Origin of the sequence: Achromobacter sp. Marseille-Q4962, assembly GCF_943737005.1 — a bacterium.
In the GTDB taxonomy this organism is placed as follows: Bacteria; Pseudomonadota; Gammaproteobacteria; order Burkholderiales; family Burkholderiaceae_B; genus Achromobacter.
The window spans coordinates 1-1367 of the sequence record NZ_CALSFU010000071.1; the positions used below are offsets into that span (position 1 = coordinate 1).

Below are 1367 nucleotides of genomic sequence, written 5' to 3' on the forward strand. Positions count from 1 at the left end.
CCTCTTGGGAGTCGCGGTCCACGCCGGCCACGCGCGCGCGCAGCGAATTCGTGTACGCGTCGGTGATGATGACGTCGACCATCTGTCCGATGAGCCGCGCGGGCGCGGCGAAGTTGACGATGCGGTTGTTCTCGGTGCGGCCCATGAGCTCGCTGGCGTCGCGCCGCGACGGGCCTTCCACCAGCACGCGCTGGCGCGTGCCGATCATGCCGCGCGCGATGGCGGCGGCCTGTTCGTTGATGAGCGTCTGCAGGCGCTGCAGCCGGCGCAGCTTCACGTCTTGCGGCGTGTCGTCGTGCAGGTCGGCCGCCGGGGTGCCCGGGCGGCGCGAGTAGACGAACGAGAACGAGGTGTCGAAACCCACGTCCTCGATGAGCTTCATGGTTTTCTCGAAGTCTTCTTCGGTTTCGCCGGGAAAGCCCACGATGAAGTCCGATGACAGCGTCAGGCCGGGGCGCGCGGCGCGCAGCCTGCGCACCACCGACTTGAACTCCAGCGTGGTGTAGCCGCGCTTCATGGCGGCCAGCACGCGGTCGCTGCCGGCCTGCACGGGCAGGTGCAGGAAGGACACCAGCTTGGGCAGCGTGGCGTAGGCGTCCACCATGCGCTGCGTCATTTCCTTGGGGTGCGAGGTGGTGTAGCGGATGCGCTCGATGCCGGGGATTTCGTGCACGTATTCCAGCAGGCGGGCGAAGTTGGCGATTTCGGCGGTGTCGCCCATGCGGCCACGGTAGGCGTTCACGTTCTGTCCGAGCAGCGTGACCTCCTTGACGCCCTGGTCGGCGAGGTCGGCCACTTCCATGAGCACGTCGTCGAACGGACGCGAGACTTCCTCGCCGCGCGTGTAGGGCACCACGCAGAAGCTGCAGTACTTGCTGCAGCCTTCCATGATGGACACGAAGGCGGCCGGGCCCTCGACCCGCGGCGGCGGCAGCGCATCGAACTTCTCGATCTCGGGAAAGCTGATGTCCACCTGCGAGCGGCCCTCGGCGCGCCGGCGCCGGATCAGCTCCGGCAGGCGGTGCAGGGTCTGCGGCCCGAACACCACGTCCACGTAGGGCGCGCGCCTGACGATGGCCTCGCCTTCCTGGCTGGCCACGCAGCCGCCCACGCCGATCACCAGGTCGGGGTTGAGTTTCTTGAGATGCTGCACGCGGCCCAGATCGGAAAAGACCTTCTCCTGGGCCTTCTCGCGCACCGAACAGGTGTTGAACAGGATGACGTCCGCCTCTTCGGGGTTGTCGGTCATTTCGAGGCCCTGGTCGCCGCGCAGCACGTCGGCCATCTTGTCCGAGTCGTACTCGTTCATCTGGCAGCCGAAGGTGCGGATGTACAGCTTGCGGGGGGAGCGGGGGTCGGAGCCGGGG

1 protein-coding gene is annotated in these 1367 nt (G+C 67.5%); it reads right to left on the reverse strand.

Annotated elements, in window-relative coordinates:
- Window positions 1-1367: tRNA (N6-isopentenyl adenosine(37)-C2)-methylthiotransferase MiaB (gene miaB / locus NGJ44_RS23085; RefSeq protein WP_251866063.1), on the reverse strand; the 1367-nt coding region annotated here is incomplete at both ends.